21 protein-coding genes are annotated in these 24,724 nt (G+C 51.5%); 12 read left to right on the forward strand and 9 right to left on the reverse strand.

What is annotated here, in order from left to right; translation table 11 throughout:
* The first annotated feature begins 45 nt into the window (after window positions 1-45).
* Window positions 46-1,359, forward strand: a complete 1,314-nt coding sequence (locus ACS18Q_RS06790) for a MipA/OmpV family protein (RefSeq protein WP_441257571.1) — start codon at window positions 46-48, stop codon at window positions 1,357-1,359.
* Between the two features lie 281 nt (window positions 1,360-1,640).
* Here ACS18Q_RS06790 and ACS18Q_RS06795 read toward each other — a convergent pair whose 3' ends face one another.
* Window positions 1,641-2,228, reverse strand: coding sequence for an FMN-dependent NADH-azoreductase (locus tag ACS18Q_RS06795; RefSeq protein WP_172562187.1), 588 nt, complete (start codon window positions 2,226-2,228; stop codon window positions 1,641-1,643).
* 184 nt (window positions 2,229-2,412) lie between these two features.
* Between ACS18Q_RS06795 and hrpA the strand changes: the two genes are divergently transcribed.
* The 9 genes from hrpA (at window position 2,413) to ACS18Q_RS06840 (ending at window position 15,133) form a co-directional block, all read left to right on the forward strand.
* A complete protein-coding gene (gene hrpA, locus ACS18Q_RS06800) occupies window positions 2,413-6,336 on the forward strand; it encodes an ATP-dependent RNA helicase HrpA (protein WP_441257572.1) in 3,924 nt (1,307 codons plus the stop codon).
* Window positions 6,337-6,468: 132 nt separating this feature from the next.
* Window positions 6,469-6,945: a porin family protein gene (locus ACS18Q_RS06805; protein WP_004726051.1), complete on the forward strand. Its 477-nt coding sequence runs from the start codon at window positions 6,469-6,471 to the stop codon at window positions 6,943-6,945.
* A gap of 452 nt (window positions 6,946-7,397) precedes the next feature.
* Window positions 7,398-9,083: a bifunctional 3-(3-hydroxy-phenyl)propionate/3-hydroxycinnamic acid hydroxylase gene (locus ACS18Q_RS06810; protein WP_441257573.1), complete on the forward strand. Its 1,686-nt coding sequence runs from the start codon at window positions 7,398-7,400 to the stop codon at window positions 9,081-9,083.
* 1 nt (window position 9,084) lies between these two features.
* Window positions 9,085-10,035, forward strand: a complete 951-nt coding sequence (mhpB, locus tag ACS18Q_RS06815; protein ID WP_275724345.1) for a 3-carboxyethylcatechol 2,3-dioxygenase — start codon at window positions 9,085-9,087, stop codon at window positions 10,033-10,035.
* Window positions 10,036-10,067: 32 nt separating this feature from the next.
* Entirely contained in the window at window positions 10,068-10,931 is an 864-nt protein-coding gene (locus tag ACS18Q_RS06820) for an alpha/beta fold hydrolase (protein WP_004726048.1), read from the forward strand.
* A 10-nt stretch (window positions 10,932-10,941) separates the two neighbouring features.
* Entirely contained in the window at window positions 10,942-11,739 is a 798-nt protein-coding gene (mhpD, locus tag ACS18Q_RS06825) for a 2-keto-4-pentenoate hydratase (protein WP_004726047.1), read from the forward strand.
* On the forward strand, window positions 11,739-12,674 hold the full coding sequence (locus ACS18Q_RS06830) for an acetaldehyde dehydrogenase (acetylating) (RefSeq protein ID WP_004726046.1): 936 nt from the start codon (window positions 11,739-11,741) through the stop codon (window positions 12,672-12,674). The genes mhpD and ACS18Q_RS06830 overlap by 1 nt, the downstream gene beginning before the upstream one ends.
* Window positions 12,675-12,686: 12 nt before the next feature.
* The gene (dmpG, locus tag ACS18Q_RS06835; RefSeq protein WP_441257574.1) at window positions 12,687-13,700 is read left to right on the forward strand and encodes a 4-hydroxy-2-oxovalerate aldolase; all 1,014 of its coding nucleotides are present in this window, start codon (window positions 12,687-12,689) and stop codon (window positions 13,698-13,700) included.
* Window positions 13,701-13,777: 77 nt separating this feature from the next.
* Window positions 13,778-15,133, forward strand: a complete 1,356-nt coding sequence (locus tag ACS18Q_RS06840) for an MFS transporter (protein WP_172562189.1) — start codon at window positions 13,778-13,780, stop codon at window positions 15,131-15,133.
* Between the two features lie 93 nt (window positions 15,134-15,226).
* Here the strand turns inward: ACS18Q_RS06840 and hcaD are convergent, their stop codons facing one another.
* From hcaD to hcaE, 5 genes are read right to left on the reverse strand one after another with little or no spacing between them, the layout of a single operon-like run.
* The gene (gene hcaD / locus ACS18Q_RS06845; protein ID WP_441257575.1) at window positions 15,227-16,426 is read right to left on the reverse strand and encodes a 3-phenylpropionate/cinnamic acid dioxygenase ferredoxin--NAD(+) reductase subunit; all 1,200 of its coding nucleotides are present in this window, start codon (window positions 16,424-16,426) and stop codon (window positions 15,227-15,229) included.
* 9 nt (window positions 16,427-16,435) lie between these two features.
* Window positions 16,436-17,248 (reverse strand): 3-phenylpropionate-dihydrodiol/cinnamic acid-dihydrodiol dehydrogenase, encoded by an 813-nt coding sequence (hcaB, locus tag ACS18Q_RS06850; RefSeq protein ID WP_004726042.1) that lies wholly within the window; start codon window positions 17,246-17,248, stop codon window positions 16,436-16,438.
* Complete coding sequence (gene hcaC, locus ACS18Q_RS06855) at window positions 17,245-17,562, reverse strand: 3-phenylpropionate/cinnamic acid dioxygenase ferredoxin subunit (protein ID WP_014205127.1); 318 nt, start codon at window positions 17,560-17,562, stop codon at window positions 17,245-17,247. The genes hcaB and hcaC overlap by 4 nt, the downstream gene beginning before the upstream one ends.
* Window positions 17,562-18,080: a 3-phenylpropionate/cinnamic acid dioxygenase subunit beta gene (hcaF, locus tag ACS18Q_RS06860; protein ID WP_441257576.1), complete on the reverse strand. Its 519-nt coding sequence runs from the start codon at window positions 18,078-18,080 to the stop codon at window positions 17,562-17,564. Before hcaF ends, hcaC begins: the two co-directional genes overlap by 1 nt.
* Window positions 18,077-19,438, reverse strand: a complete 1,362-nt coding sequence (hcaE, locus tag ACS18Q_RS06865) for a 3-phenylpropionate/cinnamic acid dioxygenase subunit alpha (RefSeq protein ID WP_441257577.1) — start codon at window positions 19,436-19,438, stop codon at window positions 18,077-18,079. Before hcaE ends, hcaF begins: the two co-directional genes overlap by 4 nt.
* A 136-nt stretch (window positions 19,439-19,574) precedes the next feature.
* On the opposite strand from hcaE, the gene hcaR reads away from it, so the two are divergent.
* Window positions 19,575-20,459 (forward strand): DNA-binding transcriptional regulator HcaR, encoded by an 885-nt coding sequence (hcaR, locus tag ACS18Q_RS06870; protein ID WP_055466679.1) that lies wholly within the window; start codon window positions 19,575-19,577, stop codon window positions 20,457-20,459.
* Between the two features lie 28 nt (window positions 20,460-20,487).
* Here hcaR and ACS18Q_RS06875 read toward each other — a convergent pair whose 3' ends face one another.
* Complete coding sequence (locus tag ACS18Q_RS06875) at window positions 20,488-21,306, reverse strand: DNA-binding transcriptional regulator (RefSeq protein ID WP_004726037.1); 819 nt, start codon at window positions 21,304-21,306, stop codon at window positions 20,488-20,490.
* A gap of 238 nt (window positions 21,307-21,544) precedes the next feature.
* On the opposite strand from ACS18Q_RS06875, the gene ACS18Q_RS06880 reads away from it, so the two are divergent.
* The gene (locus ACS18Q_RS06880; protein ID WP_004726036.1) at window positions 21,545-21,925 is read left to right on the forward strand and encodes a hypothetical protein; all 381 of its coding nucleotides are present in this window, start codon (window positions 21,545-21,547) and stop codon (window positions 21,923-21,925) included.
* Window positions 21,926-22,168: 243 nt separating this feature from the next.
* On the opposite strand, the gene ACS18Q_RS06885 is transcribed toward ACS18Q_RS06880, so the two are convergent.
* Complete coding sequence (locus ACS18Q_RS06885; protein ID WP_275138704.1) at window positions 22,169-22,738, reverse strand: MSMEG_1061 family FMN-dependent PPOX-type flavoprotein; 570 nt, start codon at window positions 22,736-22,738, stop codon at window positions 22,169-22,171.
* A gap of 374 nt (window positions 22,739-23,112) precedes the next feature.
* Window positions 23,113-24,597 carry a carboxypeptidase M32 gene (locus ACS18Q_RS06890; protein WP_441257578.1) on the reverse strand — a complete coding sequence of 495 codons (1,485 nt, stop codon included), beginning with the start codon at window positions 24,595-24,597 and terminating at the stop codon, window positions 23,113-23,115.
* Window positions 24,598-24,724: the final 127 nt, after the last annotated feature.

Genomic DNA, 24,724 nt, shown 5'->3' on the forward strand with positions numbered 1-24,724 from the left:
ATTGCTCAATAAATGAGTGATCAATCCGGACCATAAGCAGAAAGTATGAACAAAAACAGGTTTTGGATACGTTTTGGTGGCGCGGCCCTCACTTTATTCACCTCTTGCCACGTCGCGGCTGAAAGCGAGCAGCAATGGGGAATTGCTGCCGTGTATCGTGTGGCTTCGATCCCGTTTGATACGCCATCGAACGATCAGTCGGTCTCCACATTTGTGCCGATGATGTTTTTTGAAAATGAACATGTGTTTGTTCGCGGGTTGGAAGGCGGCGTGTTTCTGCATCGTTTTGATGATGATCGCCTTGAACTCAACGCGCTATCGCGCATGCGCTTTATCGATGTGCCAGCCAGTTATCAAAATGCAATGGAAGGCGACACCGCCGACTTTGGTGGTCAGTTGAAGTACCACATCGATGATCGCTGGTCGGTGGATACTGAACTGATGACCGATTCGGAGTTACGTTTTCACGCCAACTTGCGCCTCAATGGTTATTTTGAAGCTGATGATTGGGAATTCCGCCCGTCACTGACGCTGCGCTACAAAGATGCTGATTTTAACAGTGCCTATTTCGCGTTTGCTGAGTCGTCGAGTGAGAATATTGGCGCTGGCGTTGATGCCAAATTGGGGATCGGAACGCGTTACCACGTGGTGTCGAGTTTGTACTTGCTGGGCGAAATCAGCGCGACGCGTCTGGATGACAACGCCTACCACAGCGATGCGGTGAATGAGCGTTATCAAGGTGAAGTGTATTTTGGTTTTGGCTTTTTTAACGACAAATCCAAGCCGCTACGTTCCTCACTCAATAACAAACGCTATCTGCGCATCGCGCACGGCTGGGGCACCACCTCAAACATTGGTGAGATTTTCAGTTTCAACCGCGAAAACGATCCCAATAACAACCAGATGACATCGGTGTTCTACGGCCATCCATTAACGGATGAGTTGTTTGGATTACCGCTGGACATTTACTTTACGCCGGGTTTGGTGCACCACTGGCACTCGGATGTGCAAACCAGCAGCACGGAATATGTTGCCGCCATCAAAGCGTATTACACCTTTGATTGGCCGACACAGTGGCGTTTTGGTGTGGCGGAAGGGATGTCGTACATCGACCACATCACCTACATCGAAAAGACAGAGATGGATCGCAAGGGTTACACCGCCAGTCACTTGCTCAACTACCTCGACTTCTCGTTTGATGTCAACGTGGGTGACCTGTTCAATCAACCGACGTGGAAGCAAGTGTGGTTGGGGTATTCGCTACATCACCGTTCGGCAATTTTCGAGAAATCGTCACAATATGGACGCATTAAAGGCGGCAGCAACTACAACACCGTCTATGTGCAGTTTACTTTCTAGCGCAGCGCCACCTTCGGGTGGCGTTTTTTGTGCTGTGATATGCACTTTGAGCCGATTGAATATCAACGCAATGCGCTGTTTTTCGGCAGCCAGACTGGCGAGTATTTCGTCTTCAGGTCGGGTGCATGGAACGACGACGCGCTGTTGGAGCCGCCAACGCAAGATAAAAAAAGCAGCTCTTTTAAGGAGCTGCAAAGGCTTAGGACTTTTATTTAGGACAAATAGGAGAAGTCATTCCGTTCGCTTCCCCGGTTCAAAAGGGCGCTTCGCACCCTTAAGAATTACAGCGTAATGGCTTCTAGTTGCGATTTCGCAGACTCGATGCCTTTTGCGGCAGGCTCTTCACCCATGTTCAGTGCTTCAGCGTAAACAAATTCAACATCTGTGATGCCCACGAAACCCAGAATGGTTTTGAGGTAAGGCGCCACGTTATCTGTTGCAGCATCTTTATGGATACCACCACGCGTGGTGATCACCACCGCTTTTTTCCCTTCGATCAGGCCTTTGACGCCCGCTTCAGTGTATTTGAAGGTAACACCCGCACGTGCAATCAAATCGAACCAGTTTTTCAACTGCGTTGGAATGGTGAAGTTGTACATAGGTGCTGCGATAACCAGGGTATCTGCTGCTTTGATTTCAGCAATCAGGGTGTCAGACAGGGCGACAACTTTTTGTTGATCTTCAGAAAGATCTTCAGTGGCACGCAGCGCAGTCGCGACAGAAAAGTCCAGAACTGGCAGGGGATCAGCCGCCAAATCGCGCACGTTCAGTTCGTCTTGGTTGAACTTAGTCAGATAGGCATCAAGCAGTTTGCTTGATTGAGAATAGTCACCCAGGATGCTTGATTTAAGAGCGAGTACACGAGACATATAATGTTCCTTTACTGTGGTTATCACGTCGATGGGGTCATATTAGTGAGAGCCAGCGCACAAGATAAGTAGGCAGATTTGCTGAACTCATTCAAAAAAATCGAACAAGTGCAAATTCCTCCGCAGCGCCAAGACTGTGATACAATCCGCGCAGTTTTGTTGATTAAAAAGAATAGGAAATGCTTTGACTCAGTCACAGCCCCAAAAAGAAAAGTCAGCGGTTGCGAAAGCAAACAGCGCGGAATCGCTGAAGAAGGCACTGAAACAGTGTCTGATTAAAGACCGTTTTCGTTTTAACAAGCGAATCAGTGGCGCTAGCAAAATCAAAAATGAACAAGCGCGCCATGCTGTGTTTGACGAAATCGCCCTTGAGATTGCGCAGTCCATGATGACCGTGGAGCAGCGCATGGCTCAGAAAATCAAAATCGACTATCCCGATCTGCTGCCCGTTAGCCAAAAGCGTGACGACATCGCTAAAGCGATTCAAGCGCACCAAGTGGTGATTGTGGCGGGGGAAACGGGGTCGGGTAAAACCACGCAGCTCCCTAAAATTTGTGCCGAGCTTGGGCGCGGTAAGTTTGGCTTGATTGGTCATACTCAGCCCCGTCGTCTGGCGGCTCGTTCGGTCGCCAACCGCATTGCGGATGAGATGGAAACTGAACTCGGCGGTTTTGTCGGTTATAAGGTGCGTTTTAACGACCAAATTTCAGATCAAACTCAAATCAAACTGATGACCGACGGTATTTTGCTGGCGGAGATTCAACACGACCGTTATCTCAATCAATACGACACCATCATTATCGATGAAGCGCACGAGCGCAGCCTCAACATCGATTTCATTTTGGGTTACCTGAAAGAGCTGTTACCGCGTCGTCCGGATCTGAAAATTATCATCACCTCCGCGACCATCGACCCTGAGCGCTTTTCAAATCATTTTAATGGCGCGCCGATCATTGAAGTGTCGGGCCGGACTTACCCCGTGGAAACGCGTTATCGCCCACTGGCAGGTGAAGATGAGAGCGATCACGACCAGCTCGAAGGCATCTTCGAGGCGGTGGATGAACTGTGTGATGAAGGATTGGGCGACATTCTGATCTTCATGAACGGTGAACGTGAAATTCGTGACACGGCAGACGCGCTGGCTAAGCGCAAGTTGCGTGACACGGAAATTGTGCCGCTGTACGCCCGTTTGTCGGCCGGAGAGCAGAATAAGATTTTCCAACCCCACGCGGGCCGACGCATTGTTCTGGCCACCAACGTGGCGGAAACGTCGCTGACCGTGCCGGGCATTAAATACGTGATTGACCCGGGTACAGCGCGGATTAGCCGTTACAGCTACCGCACCAAGGTGCAACGTCTGCCGATTGAACCGATTTCACAAGCAAGTGCCAACCAGCGTAAAGGTCGCTGTGGCCGTGTGGAAGAGGGGATCTGTATTCGTTTGTACTCTGAGGACGATTTCCTCTCGCGTCCAGAGTTTACCGATCCTGAAATTCTGCGCACCAACTTGGCGTCGGTTATTTTGCAAATGACCGCGTTGGGTTTAGGTGACATTGAAGCGTTCCCGTTTGTGGAAGCACCGGACAAACGCAACATTCAAGATGGTGTGCGCTTGCTGGAAGAGTTGGGTGCCATTAATGCCGATGCCAGCGATCCGAAGAAACGCTTAACCGAAGTGGGCCGCAAGTTGGCTCGTTTGCCGATTGACCCACGTTTGGCGCGAATGGTGTTGGAAGCGCCGCGTTATGGCTGTTTAAAAGAAGTGATGGTGATTGCCGCAGGGTTGTCGATTCAGGATCCGCGTGAGCGCCCGAGCGACAAACAACAATCGTCGGATGACAAACATCGCCGCTTCTTCGATGAAGAGTCTGATTTCCTCACGTTGGTGAACGTGTGGAATTACGTCAAAGAGCAGCAAAAAGCACTGAGCAGCAACCAATTCCGCCGCCAGTGTAAACAAGATTACCTCAACTATCTGCGCATTCGTGAGTGGCAAGATGTGTATTTCCAATTGCATCAGTCGATGCGAGAGATGGAATACAAGCTGAACGATGAACCGGGCAGTTACCAAGCCGTACATAGCGCGATTTTGGTTGGTCTGCTGTCGCATATCGGGGCGAAAGATCAGGAGAAAAACGACTATCACGGCGCTCGCAATGCGCGCTTTAACATCTTCCCTGCGTCTGGTTTGTTTAAGAAACAGCCGAAGTGGGTGATGGCCGCAGAACTGGTAGAAACCTCGAAGCTGTGGGCGCGCATGGTGGCGAAGATTCAACCGGAATGGATTGAACCGCTTGCCAAACACCTAATCAAACGCAGTTACAGTGAGCCGCATTGGTCGAAAAAACGTGCGGCGGTGATGGCGTACGAAAAAGTAATGCTGTACGGCGTGCCAATTGTGCCGAAGCGTTTGGTGAACTACGGCAACATTGATGCGACGCTCAGTCGCGAGATCTTCATTCGTAGCGCGCTGGTGGAAGGGGAATGGGAAACTAAACACGCATTCTTCAAACAAAACCGCGCACTGTTGCAAGAAGTGGAAGAGCTGGAACACAAATCTCGTCGCCGCGATATTCTGGTGGACGACGACGAGCTATTCCACTTCTACGATCAACGTGTCGGCACCGACGTGGTTTCAGGCCGTCATTTTGACAGTTGGTGGAAAGGGGCAAGCAAAGCCAATCCAGAACTGCTGAACTTTGAAAAAGAGATGCTGTTTAAGGGCGATGCCAGCCACATCACGGATTTGGACTACCCGAACTTCTGGTATCAAAATGGCATTAAGCTCAAGCTGAGTTATCAGTTTGAACCGGGGGATGATAGTGACGGTGTCACAGTTCATCTGCCGCTGCCGATTCTCAACCAGATTGAACCGCAAGGTTTTGATTGGCAGATCCCCGGTCTGCGCCATGAGCTGGTGGTCAGCCTGATCAAGTCATTGCCCAAAACGCTGCGCAAAAACTTTGTCCCAGCGCCGAACTATGCCGATGCCTTCCTTTCTCGAGTGAAGCCGATGGAAGCGCCGCTGTTGGATGCACTGGAAAAAGAGCTGCGCCGCATGACGGGCGTGGAAGTGCTGCGTGATGATTGGAAATGGGAACAAGTACCAGATCATTTGAAAGTGACGTTCCGTGCGGTGGATCATCGCAACCGCAAGCTGAACGAAAACAAAGATCTGCACGCGCTCAAAGAGAGCCTTAAAGAGAAAGTTCAGGAAACGTTGTCAAAAGTGGCCGATGACGACATCGAACAGAAAGATTTGCACACATGGTCGTTTGGCGAACTGCCGCGTGTTTACCAGCAAAAACGGGGTGGTTTTGAAGTCAAAGCGTTCCCGGCGTTGGTGGATAACAAAGATAGTGTGGAAATCAAACTGTTTGAGACTGAGCAAGAGCAAAACAATGCGATGCGTGAAGGTCAGCGCCGCTTAATTCTGCTCAATGTACCGTCGCCTATTAAGTACTTACACAGCAATTTGCCGAACAAGTCGAAACTAGGATTGTATTTCAACCCGTACGGCAAAGTGATGGATCTGATTGATGACTGCATTGCGTGTGGCATCGATAAGCTGATTGAGCAGCATGGCGGTATGGCGTGGGAACCGGAAGCGTTTGAAGCGCTAAAAGAGTTCGTGCGCGCAGAATTGGGAGATACTGTGGTGGATATTGCCAAGCAAGTGGAAACCATCCTCACGACCGCCTATAACATTAACAAACGCTTAAAAGGGAAAATCGACTTCACCATGGCGTTTGCGCTCTCCGACATTAAAGCGCAAATCGAAGGGCTTATCTTTAAAGGATTCGCCACGGAGTGTGGTTGGAAACGTCTGCCGGACATTCTGCGTTACATGAAGGCCATTGAACGCCGCATGGAAAAACTGCCGATTGACCCGAATAAAGACCGTTTACACATGTTGAAGATTGAATCGGTCGCGAAAGATTATCAAGAGCTGCTGAACAAGATTCCGAAAGGCATGGTTGTACCGGAGAATGTGAAAGAGATCCGCTGGATGCTGGAAGAGTTGCGCGTCAGCTTTTTCGCGCAGCAGTTGGGCACACCGTATCCGGTATCCGATAAGCGTGTGAAGAACGCGATTGATGCCTGTTAACCACTGACCCGGGTTTTTGACACCAACTCGGGTACAGGAATTGCATAGCTTATCAATATCACTATAATTTGGCGCAACATGGCAATGAATGGCCGCAGGGAGCATTGCCTCATAACGATGAGAAGGTTAAACATGAAAAAGACTTTACTGGCACTGGCTTTGATCGGTGTATCTTCAACAGCGCTGGCTGATTCTTGGATCTACGGTGGTGCCTCGATTGGTCAAGCGGACTACAAAGGTGACACCAGCACGTCTTACACAGTTCACGCAGGGACTGGCATTCTGCCATTCATCGGTGTGGAAGCGGGTTACACCGATTTTGGTGATTTCAGCGACAATGGTACAGACATCTCTGCATCCACCGTTTACTTTGCGTTGAAACCAAGCATCGATTTTGGTCCACTGCATGTGTATGCGCGCGGTGGTCTGCATTCATGGAAAACAGAAGTGAATGGTAACAAAGATGACGACATCGATATCATGTACGGTATCGGCGCAGAATACTTCATCATGGGTCCATTCTCAGTGGGCGCAAGCTACCACAAATACGATCTGGATAAAGACAGCATCGACACGTTCAGCCTGAACGCCACGTTCCACTTCCTCTAAGTTGACGTTAAAACGCCATTGAAAAACCAGCCGAACGGCTGGTTTTTTTGTTTTCTACCCTTAAACACACGGTCTGTGACCGTGGGTTTTTACGCCTCATTTTGCAACTTTCTACTCACATCCTTCGAAATTTCGCGATTTTATCGGCCTGAATTGTTCGATCTAAGTCTCACTTCTCTCGCTAAAACGTATTTCCTCAATAGCGTTGGTATCGTGCCATTTTGTAATAAACATCAATTAAAACAACCAAGTGCACTATGTGCACATTTGAGTCGTTTCTGATTGAGGAAAACTTAGCCCTTCATATACTCGCTAGTAACAAAATAAAAACATCTATAACAAGTTTAAAAATAAATATTCACATTAATTGTGTGGTTATTAAAAACTTTCCCTTGTGGCAACACCGAATACTTTGCACACAAGGGTGTCCCTACGTGAACGAACTTGGAGTAATGAAAGTGACTGTATCCATTACTAAAACGACGGACGCTCGTACGAACATAGACACTGATGTCATGATCGTGGGCGCTGGTCCGGTCGGTTTGATGATTGCTAACTATCTGGGTGGGCAAGGCGTCAACGTTACGGTTGTTGAAAAACTGCCGACCCTGATCGATTACCCCCGTGCGATTGGCCTTGACGATGAAAGCCTGCGCGCTTTCCAAGCGATTTATCTCGCAAACGAGGTCTTGCCGTATACCACACCCCTACACGCCATGCGTTTCCTGACTCCGAAAGGTCGCTGTTTTGCCGATATTCAGCCCATGACCGACGAGTTTGGTTGGCCGCGTCGTAACGCGTTTATCCAGCCGATGGCGGACAAAGCCCTGTATGACGGCCTCGACCGTTATTCGAATGTGCAAGTGCTGTTCTCACGCGAAATGACGGAATTTGGTCAGGAGTCAGAAAAAGTATGGGCAACCCTCACCAATGAGCAGGGCGAAACTGAGCAGATCACGGCACGTTACATGGTGGCGTGTGATGGCGGGAACAGTTTGGTTCGCCGCTCGCTCAACATCTCATTTGATGGCGAAACTGCGCCAAACCAATGGATCGTGATGGATCTGAAAAATGATCCATTAGGCACCCCAAACATCTACATGTGCTGCGATGCAGAACGTCCTTACGTGTCGGCTGCACTACCACAAGGCATTCGCCGTTTTGAATTTATGGTGATGCCGGGTGAAACCGAAGAAGAGCTGAGCAAACCAGAGAACATGGAGCGCCTGCTGCGCAAAGTGTTGCCTTCTACGGAGAACGTCGAGTTCATTCGCCAGCGCGTTTACACACACAACGCACGTCTGGCGGGCAAGTTCCGCGAACATCGCATCCTGCTTGCCGGTGATGCCGCGCACATCATGCCGGTTTGGCAAGGCCAAGGCTATAACTCGGGTATGCGTGATGCCAACAACTTGGCATGGAAACTGGCGTTGGTTGTGCAAGGTTTGGCGGATCCGCAACTGCTGGACACGTACCAACAAGAGCGTCGTGATCACGCAAAAGCGATGATTGATTTGTCAGTGACTGCTGGTCATGTGCTCGCGCCACCGAAAAAATGGCAAGCGACGCTACGCGATGGCGTGTCTTGGCTGCTGAATTACTTGCCGCCAATCAAACGTTACTTCCTTGAAATGCGTTTCAAGCCGATGCCGAAATATGACCACGGTGTGGTGGTGGAAGCCACGCCTGCGCTGAAATCGTCGCCGGTTGGCAAATTGTTCATTCAACCGTCGGTGCGCGTGGGTGACGACATCGTCAAATTGGATGATGTGATTGGTCAACGTTTTGCCATCGTGAGTTGGGGCACAGACCCAATGCAAGGCCTCAGCGAGAGCGAAATCAAGCATTGGCAACATCTCGGAACGCAGTTTATTCAGGTGGTTCCTTCGGTGCAATTGAAAGGCGATCTGAAATGCCACCCGGATGTGGTGTGCATTGGTGATGAGACGGGCGCGCTGAAAGAGTGGTTTGGCCGTTATCCTGCATCGGTTGCGTTGCTTCGACCAGACCGTTTCGTCGCAGGCATCGCGATTCCGCAAACCTTGCAGAACTTGTGTCAGCAGGTCCGTCATAAGTTGTTCGCACTTACCGTCTTGGAGCCGGTGTCTTCGACCTCGTCTAGCAAAAAGGTAGCGTGATATGGCCTCAGTATATATGCATTGTTTGTCACATAGCCCCTTGGTGGGCTATGTCGACCCAGAACAGAGTGTCTTGGATGAAGTGAACGGCGTGATTCAACAAGCGCGTCAGCGAATTGAAGCGTTTGATCCGGAGTTGATCATTTTATTCTCCCCCGACCATTACAACGGCTTCTTCTACGACATCATGCCTTCATTTTGTATCGGCATGGCGGCACATGCCATCGGTGATTTCGGAACGCTGGCCGGGCCACTCAATGTACCAAAAACACTCGCCGAAGAGTGCGCCACCTATGTGCTTTCGAAAGGTGTAGACGCTGCGGTGTCTTATACCATGCAAGTAGACCACGGCTTTGCACAGCCGCTGGAGTTTCTGATTGGCGACTTAGACAGCATTCCCGTCATTCCTGTGTTTGTGAATGGCGTTGCCAAGCCGCTGCCCAGTTTTCAACGGGCGCGTCTGCTGGGTGAAGCCATCGGCGAATTTGCCGCCAACCTCAACAAACGCGTGTTGATCCTCGCATCCGGCGGTTTGTCGCATCAGCCGCCAGTGCCTGAACTGGCGACGGCCAACGAGCACATGGCGGATCGCTTAAAAGGCAGTGGCCGTGAGCTGCCAGACAACGAACGTCATGCGCGTACTCAACGCGTGGTCGATGCCGCGGTGGATTTCGTGCAAGACCAAACCACGCTGCATCCACTCAATCCTGAATGGGATCAGTCTTTCATGACCGATCTAGCCAATGGCGACATTCAGAAACTCGATGCCATGAATAACCAAGATCTGTCTGACATTGCGGGCAAATCGACCCACGAAGTGAAAACTTGGGTGGCAGCTTTTGCCGCCATGTCAGCCTTTGGACCTTATCAAACAGAAGGGCGCTATTACCGGGAAATTCCCGAATGGATCGCCGGTTTCGGCTCGATCAGCGCAACCGCTGCCAAGCATTAAAACCATAAAGCTTTATAACAAGGAGTAACGGAATGTCTAATTACATCCATAGTGAGCAAGAGACGAGTCAATTCGTTCATATTCAAGAAGGCGAATTGGATCTGAACCTGCATTACAACGATTGTGGTGAAGGTGATGAAGTCGTTGTCATGCTGCACGGCTCTGGCCCGGGTGCGACGGGCTGGGCAAACTTTAACCGCAATATCGAGCCGCTGGTTGAGGCTGGCTATCGCGTGATTCTGCTCGATTGTCCTGGATGGGGTAAAAGTGACTCTATTGTTTCGACTGTTTCGCGCTCAGATCTCAACGCCACAGCGCTGAAAGGTGCGCTTGATGCGCTGGATATCGAACGCGTGCATCTGCTGGGTAACTCCATGGGCGGCCATACGTCGGTTGCATTCACGCTGCGTTACCCTGAGCGCGTGGGCAAACTGGTGCTGATGGGCGGCGGCACGGGCGGTGCAAGCCTGTTTACGCCAATGCCGGCTGAAGGCATCAAGCGTTTGAACCAACTCTACCGTCAACCCAACATCGACAACTTGAAAGCGATGATGGACATCTTCGTCTACGACACCAGCGATTTAACGGAAGAGTTGTTCCAAACACGCCTGAACAACATTCTTGCGCGCCAAGATCACCTCGATAACTTCGTGAAGAGTTTGGAAGCCAACCCAAAACAGTTCCCTGATTTCTCGCCGCGTTTGGGCGAAATCAAAGCCGACACCTTGATCGTTTGGGGACGCCAAGACCGCTTTGTGCCATTTGATACCAGCCTGCGTTTGATGGCCGGTATTCCTCAAGCTCAGCTGCATGTGTTTAACCAATGTGGTCACTGGGCGCAGTGGGAACATGCTGAAACGTTCAACCGTTTGGTTGTGGACTTCCTAAAGCACTGAGGAATTGAAGATGTCAGAAATCGTAGAACAATTGGCGGAGCAGCTTCGTCACGCGGAAGCCAGCGGCAAAGCCATCAAACCATTGCGTGAAATCATCGGTAACGATAACCCGCAAGAAGCCTATGCCATTCAGCGCCTCAACGTCGCTGTGGGGGTCGCCAATGGCCGCCGTATTGTTGGTCGTAAAATCGGCCTGACCAACCCGAAAGTGCAGGCGCAGCTGGGCGTGGATCAACCGGATTTCGGAACCCTATTTGCCGACATGTGTTACGGCGACAACGAAGTGGTGCCGTTTGATGCTGTGATGCAACCAAAAATTGAAGCGGAAATCGCGCTGATCCTCAACAAAGACCTTCCCAATACTGACACCACAATTGCAGACGTGATGGACGCCATCGGTTGGGTTGTGCCTTCATTAGAAATCGTTGGCAGCCGCATTGCTGATTGGAACATTCAGTTCGCCGATACCGTCGCCGACAACGCCTCTAGCGGCCTGTTTGTATTGGGTGGCCCCGCCTTACGTGCCGATGGCGTCGATTTTCGTGGCGCCAAGATGACGATGACGCGCAACAACGAAGTGGTCTCGTCCGGTGATGGCGCAGAATGCTTGGGGAACCCCCTCAATGCCGCGGTTTGGCTGGCTCGCATCATGAGTCAGTTTGGTGAACCTTTGCGCGCTGGCGACGTTGTGCTGACGGGCGCACTTGGCCCCATGGCCGTGGTTCAACCGGGCGATGTATTTGAAGCCGAAATCTCAGGCGTGGGCCGCGTGGCTGTGTCCTTTGATTTAGGTAAGGAGAGCGAATAATGAACAAGCTGAATGTAGCGATCATTGGTTCCGGTAACATCGGCACGGATCTGATGATCAAAGTCCTTCGAAATAGCCAATACCTGAACATGAGCGTCATGGTCGGGATTGACCCAGAATCCGATGGCCTGGCACGCGCACGCCGCATGGGCGTAGCAACCACACACGAAGGTGTGGACGGTCTGATTGCGATGGCTGAATTTGAGCACATCGACATTGTATTTGATGCAACATCTGCGAACGCGCACATTAAAAATGATGCAGCGCTTCGCCATGTGAAGCCCGGCATCAAACTCATCGACCTGACGCCAGCCGCCATCGGCCCCTATTGTGTCCCTGTGGTGAACCTAGAGCAGAACCTCGCGCAAAACAACGTCAACATGGTGACGTGTGGTGGGCAGGCGACGATTCCAGTCGTTGCGGCGGTTTCGCAAGTGGCCACTGTCCATTATGCCGAGATCATTGCGTCGATCAGCAGTAAATCGGCAGGCCCAGGTACACGCGCTAACATTGATGAGTTTACCGAAACCACATCGCAAGCGATTGAAACGGTCGGTGGGGCGAAAAAAGGGAAAGCGATCATCATTCTTAACCCAGCAGAGCCACCGCTCATGATGCGCGATACCGTGCATGTGCTGTGTGATTCAAACGATCAAGCCAAGGTGAGAGCCTCAATTGAAGAGATGGTGAGCGCGGTACAAAGCTACGTGCCAGGTTATCGCATGAAGCAAGACGTGCAGTTTGAAGTGATCGAGAAAGATGCGCCGCTCACGTTGCCAGGTTACGGCAAATTCAGCGGCCTGAAAGTGTCGGTATTTATTGAAGTTGAAGGCGCAGCTCATTACCTGCCAGCGTACGCGGGCAACCTCGATATTATGACTTGTGCTGCCATGGCGACGGCTGAGCGTATGGCTCAATCGCGACTCAATCAATAAGGAGCGTCACTCATGAATGGACAAAAACTTTATATCTCAGACGTGACATTGCGCGATGGTATGCACGCTGTGCGTCACCAATATTCGATTGAACAAGTCAAGCAGATCGCTCGCGCGTTGGATAACGCCAAAGTCGATTCTATCGAAGTTGCTCACGGTGATGGCCTGCAAGGGTCAAGCTTCAACTATGGGTTCGGCGCGCACAGCGATTTAGCGTGGATCGCGGCGGTGGCCGAAGAGCTGAATCATGCCAAAGTGGCGACGCTTTTGTTGCCGGGGATCGGCAGCGTGCATGATTTGGAAAACGCGTATCAAGCGGGCGCACGCATCGTTCGTGTGGCCACGCATTGTACTGAAGCGGATGTGTCGAAACAGCACATCGAACACGCACGTCATCTGGGCATGGATACCGTGGGCTTTTTGATGATGAGCCACATGACCACGCCACAAAACCTTGCGCTGGAAGCGAAGAAGATGGAGAGCTACGGCGCGACCTGTATCTACGTGGTGGATTCTGGCGGTGCCATGACCATGAACGATATTCGCGACCGTTTCCGCGCGCTGAAAGACGTGCTGAATCCTGAAACACAAACGGGGATTCACGCGCACCACAACCTGAGCTTGGGCGTGGCAAACAGCATCGTGGCGGTAGAAGAAGGGTGTAACCGCATTGACGCCAGCCTCTCCGGCATGGGCGCGGGTGCGGGTAACGCGCCGTTAGAAGTCTTCATCGCGGCGGCAGACAAACTGGGCTGGAACCACGGCACCGATTTGTATGCGCTGATGGATGCAGCCGACGAAATCGTTCGTCCACTGCAAGATCGCCCGGTTCGTGTGGACCGAGAAACATTGGCGCTGGGTTATGCCGGCGTTTACTCCAGCTTCCTTCGCCATGCAGAACGCGCAGCAGAACGCTACAACCTGAAAGCCGTGGATATCTTGGTGGAACTGGGTAAACGCGGCATGGTTGGCGGTCAGGAAGATATGATCGTCGACGTGGCACTCGACCTGCTGCAGCGCCGATAAACTGGAACTCATTAAATAATAATAAAAAGACCGGCATTCTTTCGAGAAGCCGGTCATTCCGATATGGAGTGAGGAATATGTCTAATCCAATACGTGAAGCTGAACAGAAGCAAAAAAAGCGCGAGAGTCGCCGTGCCGTGATTTCCAGTTATCTGGGATCGACGGTCGAATATTATGACTTTCTTCTCTATGGCAGTGCGGCGAGCCTTGTGTTTCCTGCGCTGTTTTTTAGCGATCTGGACCCGGGGCTTGGGATCATCCTGTCGTTTCTGACCCTGGCGACCGGTTACATCGCCCGTCCCATCGGCGGTTTGTTGTTTGGTCACTTTGGTGACAAATATGGCCGTAAGCAGATTCTATTCGTCACCTTGATGGTGATGGGCTTGGTGTCGATTCTGATCGGCATGTTGCCAACCTATGAAAGTATCGGCATTGCGGCACCGATTGCCTTGTTGGTGCTGCGTGTGTTGCAGGGCTTGGCCGTTGGCGGTGAATGGGCGGGTGCCACCTTGATGGCGATGGAACATTCGAGCAAAAAATCGAAAGGGCTTGGCGCCAGCATTGCGGTTTCCGGCGGGCCTTCTGGCGCGGTATTAGCCACCTTGGTGCTGGGAGGATTCTCCCTCATGCCGGAAGAAGCGTTTATGGATTGGGGCTGGCGGGTGCCATTTTTGCTTTCAGCGCTGTTGGTGATCATCGGTTTGTACATGCGTCATCGCGTCACCGAATCTCCTGATTTCGAAGCGGCCAAAGCCAAGCAGGAGCAAGAAGAGGCGCATACAGGCGTGCCGCTGGTGGAACTGTTTCGTACCTCGTCCAAAGAGATTGGCTTGGGCACGTTGTCGGGGATCGCACCGTTGTTCATTCAATCGCTGTTGGCGACATTTGCACTGACGTACGCGGTGTCGATCGGCCACAGCCGCAGTGACGCCTTATTGATGCTGACTATCGCCAACACGTTGCACATTTTTACCATTCCATTGATGGCGGCCGTGTCAGATCGATATGGACGTCGCCCGGTGATGTTGACGGGCACAGTGGTGGGCATGATTCTGATTTGGCCAATGTTTAGCTTAATCAGCCACGGCAGCCCATGGATGATGTTGCTCGGTTTTATTATCGGAAACCCCATTATTCAGGCGGTGATGTATGGCCCGATGGGCGCGTTTATCAGTGAGAAGTTCACCACGCGAACCCGATACACCGGTTTGTCATTGACCTACCAGCTTACCTCATTAATTGGCGCGGGCTTTACGCCCATTATCGCGCAAGCGTTGTTGAATCAGGCAGGGGGCGGCACCAACACTCAGTACATCGCCGCGCTGTTCTGTGTGCTGTGTGCTGTCACGGCATTTGGGGTCTATAAATCGAAAGAGACGGCTCTGGTGAAGGTGGAAGAAAAAGCCAACACGGCGCCAGTGATGGGTAAATAATTAGCCACATCTCAAACGGTTCATGATGTACTTACAATGAAAAGCCAGTCTTCGGACTGGCTTTTGTGTTATTTCCGCGCGAGGTCTCGCTCGCTACTTCAGTAACGATTTCAATGCCACGCTGGTATCGGTAAGTTGCGCCGCATCGAGCGCTTTGCCGCTGTTGATTAATTTGCGCAGCACACGCACTTCGCGGCCTTGGTTGAGGGTGATTGCCCCGCTTAGTTGATCGCCGTTCAAACTCAACCAGATCCGTTGATTTGCGTCGCCACGGCAGAGCCAATGGTCACTGCGCGTGTTGCCGATAAATTGCAGGTTAAGATCGTATTGATCGGCCCAAAACCACGGCGCGCCATGCACAGGTGGCGCTTGATTGAGCATCGCTGCCGTGGCGATGTCCGCCTGCCGATTGGCGTTCTCCCAGGTTTCCAATCGAACCAAATTGCCATCTGGGTGGCGTTGCAAGCACACATCACCCGCCGCAAAAATGTCAGGGTGCGATGTTCGGCACAATGCATCAATGATAATGCCATTGTGCGTGGCCAACCCGGCTGCTTGTGCCAGTTGATCGTTGGGTTCAATACCGATGCCATAAACGACGTGATCGCCGTGAATTTGCTCGCCCTGTTGGAGGGTGAGGGTCACGCCATCGTCGGCGCTTGCGCATTCAATTTGGCTATTGAAATGGAACGTGACGCCGCGTTGGCGATGGTAATCGAGCAAATACGATTGAATCGGGGGCGGCGTATTTCGCCCCATCAACACGGGCGCCGCTTCGATCACCGTGACTTCACAGCCGCATTGACGCGCGGTGGCAGCCACTTCCAGCCCGATTGTGCCTGCGCCAACTACGATCAAATGTTGCCCACTGCGCAGTTGCGTCCGCAACTGGCGCGCATCGCCTGCATGACGCAGCGTGGTGGCGCGAGCGCCTAAGGCATCCAACAGCGGTAGTTTTCGCGCTCGTGCGCCGGTGGCGATCAGCAGTTTATCAAACGCAATAACGCTGCCATCGTGGCGTTCAAGTTGCCGCGAGTCGGGTTTCAAAGCGACGATCTGGCTGTTGAATTGCACCTCGACACGTTGCTCCTGCCACCATGATGGGGGCAAGATGGGTTGCAGCGCCGGATGCTCATTAAGCAGCATCGCTTTCGACAACGGCGGGCGTTCGTAGGGAAAATCGGCTTCATCACACAGCAGGGTGATCTGCCCCGTAAATCCTTTTTGGCGCAGCAGGGCAGCTGCGGTTGCTCCCGCCTGACCGCCGCCTAAAATCACAAATCGGTTGTCCATCTCCACTCCTTATAAATCGAGGCCTGCCGCGACATGACGAATGCCGCGAATGCCCAATCCGGCGTCTGCGTTGATCATCACGCCGGTCAGCGTGCGATTGTTGCGGCGCGAGGCGAGCATGACGTAAGGGCCGGTAAACTCTTCGGTTTCGGGCATGTATTGTAGCGGCAAAATCGCGGCGATTTTCTCTGGGCTGAGCGAGGCCGTAATGGTGCGATCATGCTGATTCAGCGATTGCGGGCCGCGCAAATCGGTCGCCATGCCACAGGGGCCAACGCCATTGACGCGAATTTTGGGTGCCAGCTCATACGCGAGTTGGCGAATCAAACCCACCGCCGCGTGTTTGCTGGCGGTGTACAACGGGCCGCCGCCGCCCGGATACCACGCGGCATTGGACAACGTAAAGATCATGCTGCCTTGGCTGGCCAGCAGTGCAGGGGTGGCGGCTTTGGCCCCCAGCAGGTAGCCGAGCACGTTGATTTTCAGCAGTTCGTCAAACCCTTGTTTGAGCTGTTCGGCTGGCGTATTGACCAGCGAAGCGTTGTGATCCCAAATGCCTGCATTGCCAATAAAGCAGTCCAACTTGCCAAAGCGCGCCAACGTGTCGGCAACCGCTCGTTCGTTATCCGCCACACTGGTGACGTCCCCCTGAACGGCGAGCACGCGTTCGCCGTATCGGTGGTTCAGCGCATCCACTTTGGCCTGTGAGATGTCGAGTACCGCGACGTGCGCACCTTCTTCCAGAAAGCGATGGACGAGTGCCAACCCCAACCCGGAGCCGCCGCCGGTGATCAGAATGACTTCTTGCTGAAGATCGCTCATGAGGCCTCCGGTAGATCAACGTAGACGGTGTCACCTTCGACGCTGACCGGGTAGGTCGCGATGGCATCGGTGGCGGGCAAACACAACGCTTTGCCGGTTTTCAGGCAAAAACTGGCAGCATGCAGTGGGCATTCGACGGTTGCATCCTCTTCGACATACCCTTCCGACATGGACGCATTGCCATGGCTGCAACGATCATTCATGGCAAAAAATTCGCCGCCAACATGAAACAGGGCAATGACTGGGTTGGCGTCAATCCGGAGTGCCTCACCTTCCGGCAGTTCATCTACGAGGCAAGCTTTAATTCGATTCATCAGAACAACACACTCAGGTTATGGGACGTAATGGTCGCTTGGTCGAGCACGATTTCGCGTTTGAGCAAGCGCCAGCCCGTGGCGTTGTCGGCTTGTTTGACGAGGTCAAAACGTGTGCCGACGTAGAAACTCTCGTCCCGTTCTTTCTGTGCGCGATACAGAATGTAGTTCACACGCACGGCAAACACGCCGACCTGTTCGGTCTCTTCCACCTGACAGTTGGAGATCAAATGGCGCGTGCGCGACGGGGGCTCTTCCGCCCAAGCCATGCCGGTTTCTAAGCGAGCGATGCGGCGCTCAAGCTGAGACTTGGTGTCGTTAAATATCCACGTGGTCGGTGGCTGTTTGCCTTTTCGACGGTCGCGGGTTTGCGCATTGACGGTGGTGCGCATGGTGTAAGCCAGCGTCTCGTCGAGAAGATCAAGCCAATCGCGGAATTTCCAATCATCGAGCAATGCCGCCTCGTGAGCGAGGAACTGACTGATCTCATGATGAAGTTGCAGGGAGACAAGTTTCATTTCAGGACCTCCTGTTGGTACGCAGCGGTTTTACGATGGATGTCGTCCCAAGAGTCGCTGGTAAGTAAATCCGCCCAACGTTGGTACATGCCGCGCGCAGCCGTTTCGGAGAAAATGTAATTGGTGGTGCCGGGGATTCCATCTTCGCGTCGCTTCTCCTGGCCCAAACCCATTTCCAAACACAGCTTGCTGTTGCGGGCACGATACCCTTTGAGCAGTTTTTGAATTTCACACCAGTTTTCGGAGTCGTCTTGTTCTAATAATCCGGCCGGGCCAAACGCGCGCGTGGCGCTGTTTTCAAATGCGGCTTTGACTTCGTCGGACGCGGCTTTGTCGGTGATGCAAAATGCCCACACTTCCACTTGATCGGGGCCTTTGGGGTGCCAAACACGCAGGGTTGCCGTGCCGTTTAACCACGACAAGGTCGGGAAGATATTGTTGTGTCCAGCAAGGCGCAGCGCGCGCACTTCGCCCAAGCGTTCATGGGCTTCTTCGTAAGTGTCACGATAGTAACGCGCGACTTCGCCATCGACCCATACGTTAGCATCCGGTTTTTCGGTGAAGAAGAATCCGCTGCCGTGGCCTTCTTGGCCAAACTGCAAGGCGTCTTTGGCGGTTTCCCACACGGGGCGAGCGGTTTGATCTGCGCCAAGTTTCTTGTCGTCGTCCCCGTCTTTGGCGCCCAGCACTTGAACCGCAGAGGCATGAGAGAAGAGGGCGTGGTATTGGTCGCTCGCAAACTGCTCTGCCGGGAATTTCCAGTTACAATTGATGACCCATTTTTGAACGCCACCGACGATTTCGGTTCCGCCTTCACGGCGGTCAAGCACGCCATCAAGGTACCATGCAATGTCGCCCAAATAATCGGTTAGCGTGGGCGCACTGGTGTCCCAGTTGCCAAAAATCAATCCTTTGTAGCTTTCAACGCACGGCACTTCATTCAGGCCCCATTGCGATTTGCACAGGCCTTGTGGGTAAGCGCGCGGTTCTAATGGCACATCAATCAAGTTTCCGTCAATGCCGTAGGACCAACCGTGATATGGGCAGGTGAACGCACGTGTATTACCGCAGTCGCCGTTGCTCACGCGCATGGCGCGGTGACGACATTGGTTGAGGAATGCTTTGATTGAACCGTCTTTCTGGCGCACCACCACCACGGCGTCTTCGCCCATGTAAGTGTTGAAGAAATCGCCGGCTTTGGGGATTTGGCTTTCGTGGGCCAAAAAGAGCCAGCATCGACCAAAAATTCTTTCTAATTCAAGTTGATAGATTTCATTGTCGGTGTAAATGTTGGGCGTGACACGACCGTTTTTGCTGTCGATTAGGCTGTAAATATCCAGTTTTGTGTGTGTGGTCATATTATTAAAATCCTCGGGTAACAGAGTTATTGACCTTCGATGTCTCGTTCATAATCATGTTGCGAATTGGTGTGCGAAATGTGAAATATTTACTTTCTATCAGCTAAGTGGTTTTTCAAATAACAGGAAATTTGTCATGGAATTAAGGCACTTACGGTACTTTGTTGCGGTAGCCCAAGAGTTAAACTTTACGCGTGCCGCAGAAAAGCTCCATACATCACAGCCGTCGCTGAGCAGCCAGATCAAAGATTTGGAGCAGTGCGTCGGTGTGCCGTTGCTCAACCGTAACCGCCGAAAAGTGACCATGACGCCCGCTGGAGAGCTGTTTCTTGATGAAGCGATTGCCATTCTCGACATGGCCGAAAGAGCGAAGATCAAAGCAAGACAGGCCATGATCGCCAACAATTCGCTGACGATTGGGTTTGTGCCATCGGCGGAAGTGAACGTGTTACCGAGCGTGTTACCGTTGCTGCGGATCAAGCAGCCCAATACTCAAATTGAGCTCAGCAGTGTGATTACGACCGAGCAGGAAGCGAAGATTCTGGATGGTCAATTGGATGTGGGATTTATGCGTTACCCCGTCACGAGTTCCAACATTGATCATGTGATTTTGTTTCATGAACCGTTGGTGGCGATTTTGCCTGCGCAGCACCCGTTGGCCAAAGAACGAGTGATTGCGCCTCAGATGCTCAACGGTCAAGATTTTGTGTCGACCGACCCCCAATACTCCGGGTCGCTGTCGGCGATTGTCGAGGACTATTTGACGGCGGCTGCGTGCCAACCCAACATCGTTCAGGCGGCGAGTAATATTTTGGTGACGATGAATTTGGTCGGCATGGGGTTGGGCATCTCCATTATTCCCAGTTACATGGAGAAGTTTAACTCGGGTAATGTGGTATTTCGTCCGTTAGCGGGAGAGGCGCCGACGTTTGACCTCATCATGGCGTGGAGCCGAGAGAACGAAAACCCGGCGCTGCACGATTTGATTGACATCATCAGCGCCAAAACAGAGGAAGCGTGATTGCGCTGATGTGTTGGTAGACAAAGCTTCAGTGAATATGCGGGTGACCAAAGCGAATGGTGTTTTCCGCCACGCCCGATTCGATCTGTTTGGCGACACTTTGTAAAGCTGGCAAATAGCGTTCTGCGGCTTGTTCAATGGTCATCGCTTTGGCGATGTACACCAGATTGAGGCAGCCGATGATGCGGTCTTCATCGTTGATTGGCACTGCAATGGCAGCAATTTTGTTCTCTTGCTGCCAGCTTTGGTTATTCTCGCCGTACCCTTTGTCGCGAATCGTTTGTAAAAGCTTGGCCAGTTTTTCGGGTTCGCGCGCCAGTTGATAGGCTGCGTCGTCCCGCTGGGCGAGCAGCGCGATAATGTTGTCGCGTTCATTTTCTGGGCAGAAGGCGAGATAGGTGAGGCCGCACGCGGTCAGCAAAATGGGGAGTCGGCGCCCGACCATGGCGCGGTGAAACGACAATCGGCTGAACCGGTGGGTGGTTTCACGAACCACCATGGCATCAACGTCCAAGGTGGTGATGTCGGTTGGCCACACCACGTTTTCCAACAGGCCGCCAAGCAAAGGCGCAGCCAGCGCGGAGATCCACTGTTCGTCGCGAAATCCTTCACTCAATTCACGCACTTTCATAGTGAGACGGAAGCTGTCATCAGACAGGCTGTATCGTACGTAGCCTTCGCCTTTCAGCGTTTCCAATAATCGTTTGACCGTAGTGCGATGAATGCCCGTTAATTCAGACAGTTGGCGCACCGTTGCGCCGCCGTCCAGGCGATTGAGCACGTTGAGCAAATAAAGGCCACGCGTGAGACCGCGCACGGTTTTGTAGTCGGCTGATGGTTGTGTCATGGGATACCAGATGTTGTTCTTATCATGCGTGACCAGCATAAAGGAAGTGGGCGAGTAATTCTTTGGGATGGCTTACGTTAATCGATCTTGCATGCTGCGAAAGGATGCGGGTGATACGGCGTATGCGGCGCTTGGCTATATTCCGTATGGCAATTGTCTCTGCGCCGACTAATAAGATAGTATTTTGCGAGAAAACGCGCATAATCCACCTATTCAACACTCAAAGAAGAAATGACCTATGGCTGATTTTCAATATTACTTTCATCAACTGCCTTGTTTTAACTGCAAAAAGACCACAGTCAGCACCGACTTGGGTTGGTTAACTGCTGCGATGAAAGATGAGGTTCTCGAACAAGTGGCTGCGATTGTCGCGCAAGATAACCTTGAGCCAGATATCGCGGTGAACGTGACGTGTTCGAAAGAAGAAGCACGCGATTACTTGCTGCTGAACTTCTACGGTTACGCTGAAGAAGAATTGGCGGGCCAAGTAGAAGCGGATGATGCACAAGAAGTGGCAGACGAAATCGCTGAACTGACCGCAGAAGGCAACGACACGGTGGTATTTGAACACGAAATCGCACTGCAAAGCTGCACGGGTTGCGATGTCGACGAAGACTAATCCGCAGTCAGCACTCTGAGTTGCAGTGGCGCTGTTGTGAATGACCGCCGTTCAATTAAAGGCGTGAGTAGAACGAATCTACCCACGCCTTTTCTTTTGTATGGGGGAGCCGAAGCTTCACGTTGGTCGATATTTATCGCGTATTCAATGCCGCAAAAATACACGAAAATGACCCATTCTTGGTCAGTGGAATTTATATTTTTTCATTTTTTTAGTGGTCAACATGAAGCCACAAAATAAACGTTAGCTTCGCTGCGCTTTTTCTTTTTGCTGATCTTTAATGATATTTAACAGCGACGGTAATAGATCGCGGGTTTGGTGAGATTCAGCCTTCCAAATTGCCGATTTCATAAATGCTTTCGGGCAGTGGAATAATAAGGTCTCGACGGCCACTTTAATGACTAATTTCGGGATGGTTTTGCCATCTAAACAATGTTCGCGAATGGCGTCATCCACATGAATGGAAGCCGTGCCTTTAATTCGTACCACATCTTCGATGCCGGGCACCACAAATAATAAGCCAACCTCCGGATGGGTTAGCAGGTTGGTGAGGGTGTCTAACCGGTTGTTACCGGGGCTGTCTGGAAATCCAAGTGTTTGATCATCCAATACTTTCACGAATCCCGCTTCGCCACCTCGCGGTGATACATCCAACAAACCATCGGCACTTTTTGTCGCCAGAAAAAACAGCGTGCTGTTTTCAATAAAGGTTTTCGTGTGTTGATCGATGTGGTGCAGATCCTTGGCCACAGCCAGAGGCGCCGGTAGGTGATATAACGCTCTTAATTGTTCCAGTGTCGTGATTTGACTCATCGCATGCTTTCTCTTTTGTTATCGGTCGTGAACTATTTGTAAATGATAGTTACTTCTATCAGTTAATGGTTTCTATTATCATAAACGAAGTCATCATACCGAGCGAAAAGCCTTTTCTGCAATCAATTCCTGAATTCATTAAATAGAAGTCAAACCGATGTTTATGATTAAAGCGATCGTCACAACCCTGATATTTGCACTGACGATGATTGTATCGTCGATTGATTGTCCCGATAGGTTATTGGCTCTGGGACGGCGAATTACTACAACCCGGGGCGTTCATTGAATGCCGCATTACAGTATTCGTGGTAATCCTCGTTGACAAAAAGAGCCGCATTCGCGGCTCTTTCTTTTCGGTTGTGATGATGTCACGTTTATTTCAAATAACGATCTTCTAGATGCACTTTGAAGTGCTTGGCGTTGAGTGTTTCACCAGTCGCGTGTTTCACGAGTTCATCTGTTGTGAATAGGCTGCCTTTGCTCCAAATATTACTGTGTAGCCAAGCAAAAATCGGAGATAAGTCGCCGCTGCGAATCACCGCATCCACATCAACACTCTGTTTCATGGTGGCCATAAATTGCGCCGCGTACATCGCACCCAAGGTGTAGCTTGGGAAATAGCCGAAACTACCGTCGGTCCAATGAATGTCCTGCATACATCCATTCTGATAGTTACCTTTGGTGCTCAGGCCTAAAGACGCGCTCATTTTCTCGTCCCATAGCTCAGGGACGTCGGTATGTTTGATCGCGCCGTTCATCAGATCACGCTCAATTTCATAACGCAGAATAACGTGTGCAGGGTAGGTGAGTTCATCGGCATCCACACGAATAAAGTCTTTCTTCACCCGTGTATACAGCTTTTGAATGTTGTCGATTTGAAACACTTTGTCATTATGAGCGCCAAAGTGATCCGCAGACAAACGCGCCAAATGATCGATAAATGCAGGGCTACGCCCCAACTGCATTTCAAAGAACAGGGATTGTGATTCATGAATGCCCATCGAACGCGCTTCACCTGCTGGGGTTCCCGCCAGATGCTTTGGCAATCCTTGCTCGTAGCGTGCGTGACCTGTTTCATGCACGATCCCCATCAGCGATTGCACGAATTCATTGTCATTGTAACGCGTTGTGATTCGCACATCGCTAGGCACGCCGCCGCAGAATGGATGGACACTTTCATCCAAACGACCATGATCGAAATCGAATTGAAGCAGTTTCATGACGTCAAGGCCAAGCGCTTTCTGATTTTGTGTTGGGTAGTAGCCTTTCGGCTCTAACACTGATTCAGAACGCTGCTTCTCAATCGCTTGATCGATCATCTCTGGGAGCCAACTTTTTACATCGCTGAACACGTGGTTCAAAGATTCAGTCGTCGTGCCGGGTTCATAGAGTTCCAGCATCGCATCGTAAGGCGTGGCGCCCGTCGCTTCAGCACGGATTTGTGCTTCTTCTTGAGATAACTTCACCACTTCAGCCCAGTTCTTTTCAAAACCGGCCCAGTCGTTTGCTTTGCGCTGAGAGCGCCAAGCATGTTCACACTTTGAACCTGCCAATGATTTGGCTTCGACCAAAGATTCAGGCAATACATTGGCTTGTTGCCAATGGCGTTTCATCTCGCGCAGGACAGCGGTTTGTTCGTTATTGAGACTTTCCGCTTCTGCTTCGGCAAACCAATCGCCAAGTTGCGGCTGCGTCATCAAACCATGAATATGAACAGAGAGTTCAGCCATTGCTTCTGAACGCGCTTGAGCGCCACCCGTTGGCATCACCGCCGCTTGATCCCAACCGCAGATGGCAGACAAATGATTGAAGTGAGAAACCTTTTTAGAGTGTTTAACTAATTTATCGAATGCACTCATGAGAATAGCCTTCCTTGACGAAAAATGAGAGAGAAGTGTACCAACGTGCTACAAATTAACAAGTGACCTGAATCGGTGTTTTGGTGACCTGACCCAGCGACGTGAACCTTGCCCGACAAGCAAGATC

The sequence above is a fragment of the Vibrio sp. Vf1514 genome, from assembly GCF_052076135.1.
Lineage (GTDB): Bacteria > Pseudomonadota > Gammaproteobacteria > Enterobacterales > Vibrionaceae > Vibrio > Vibrio furnissii.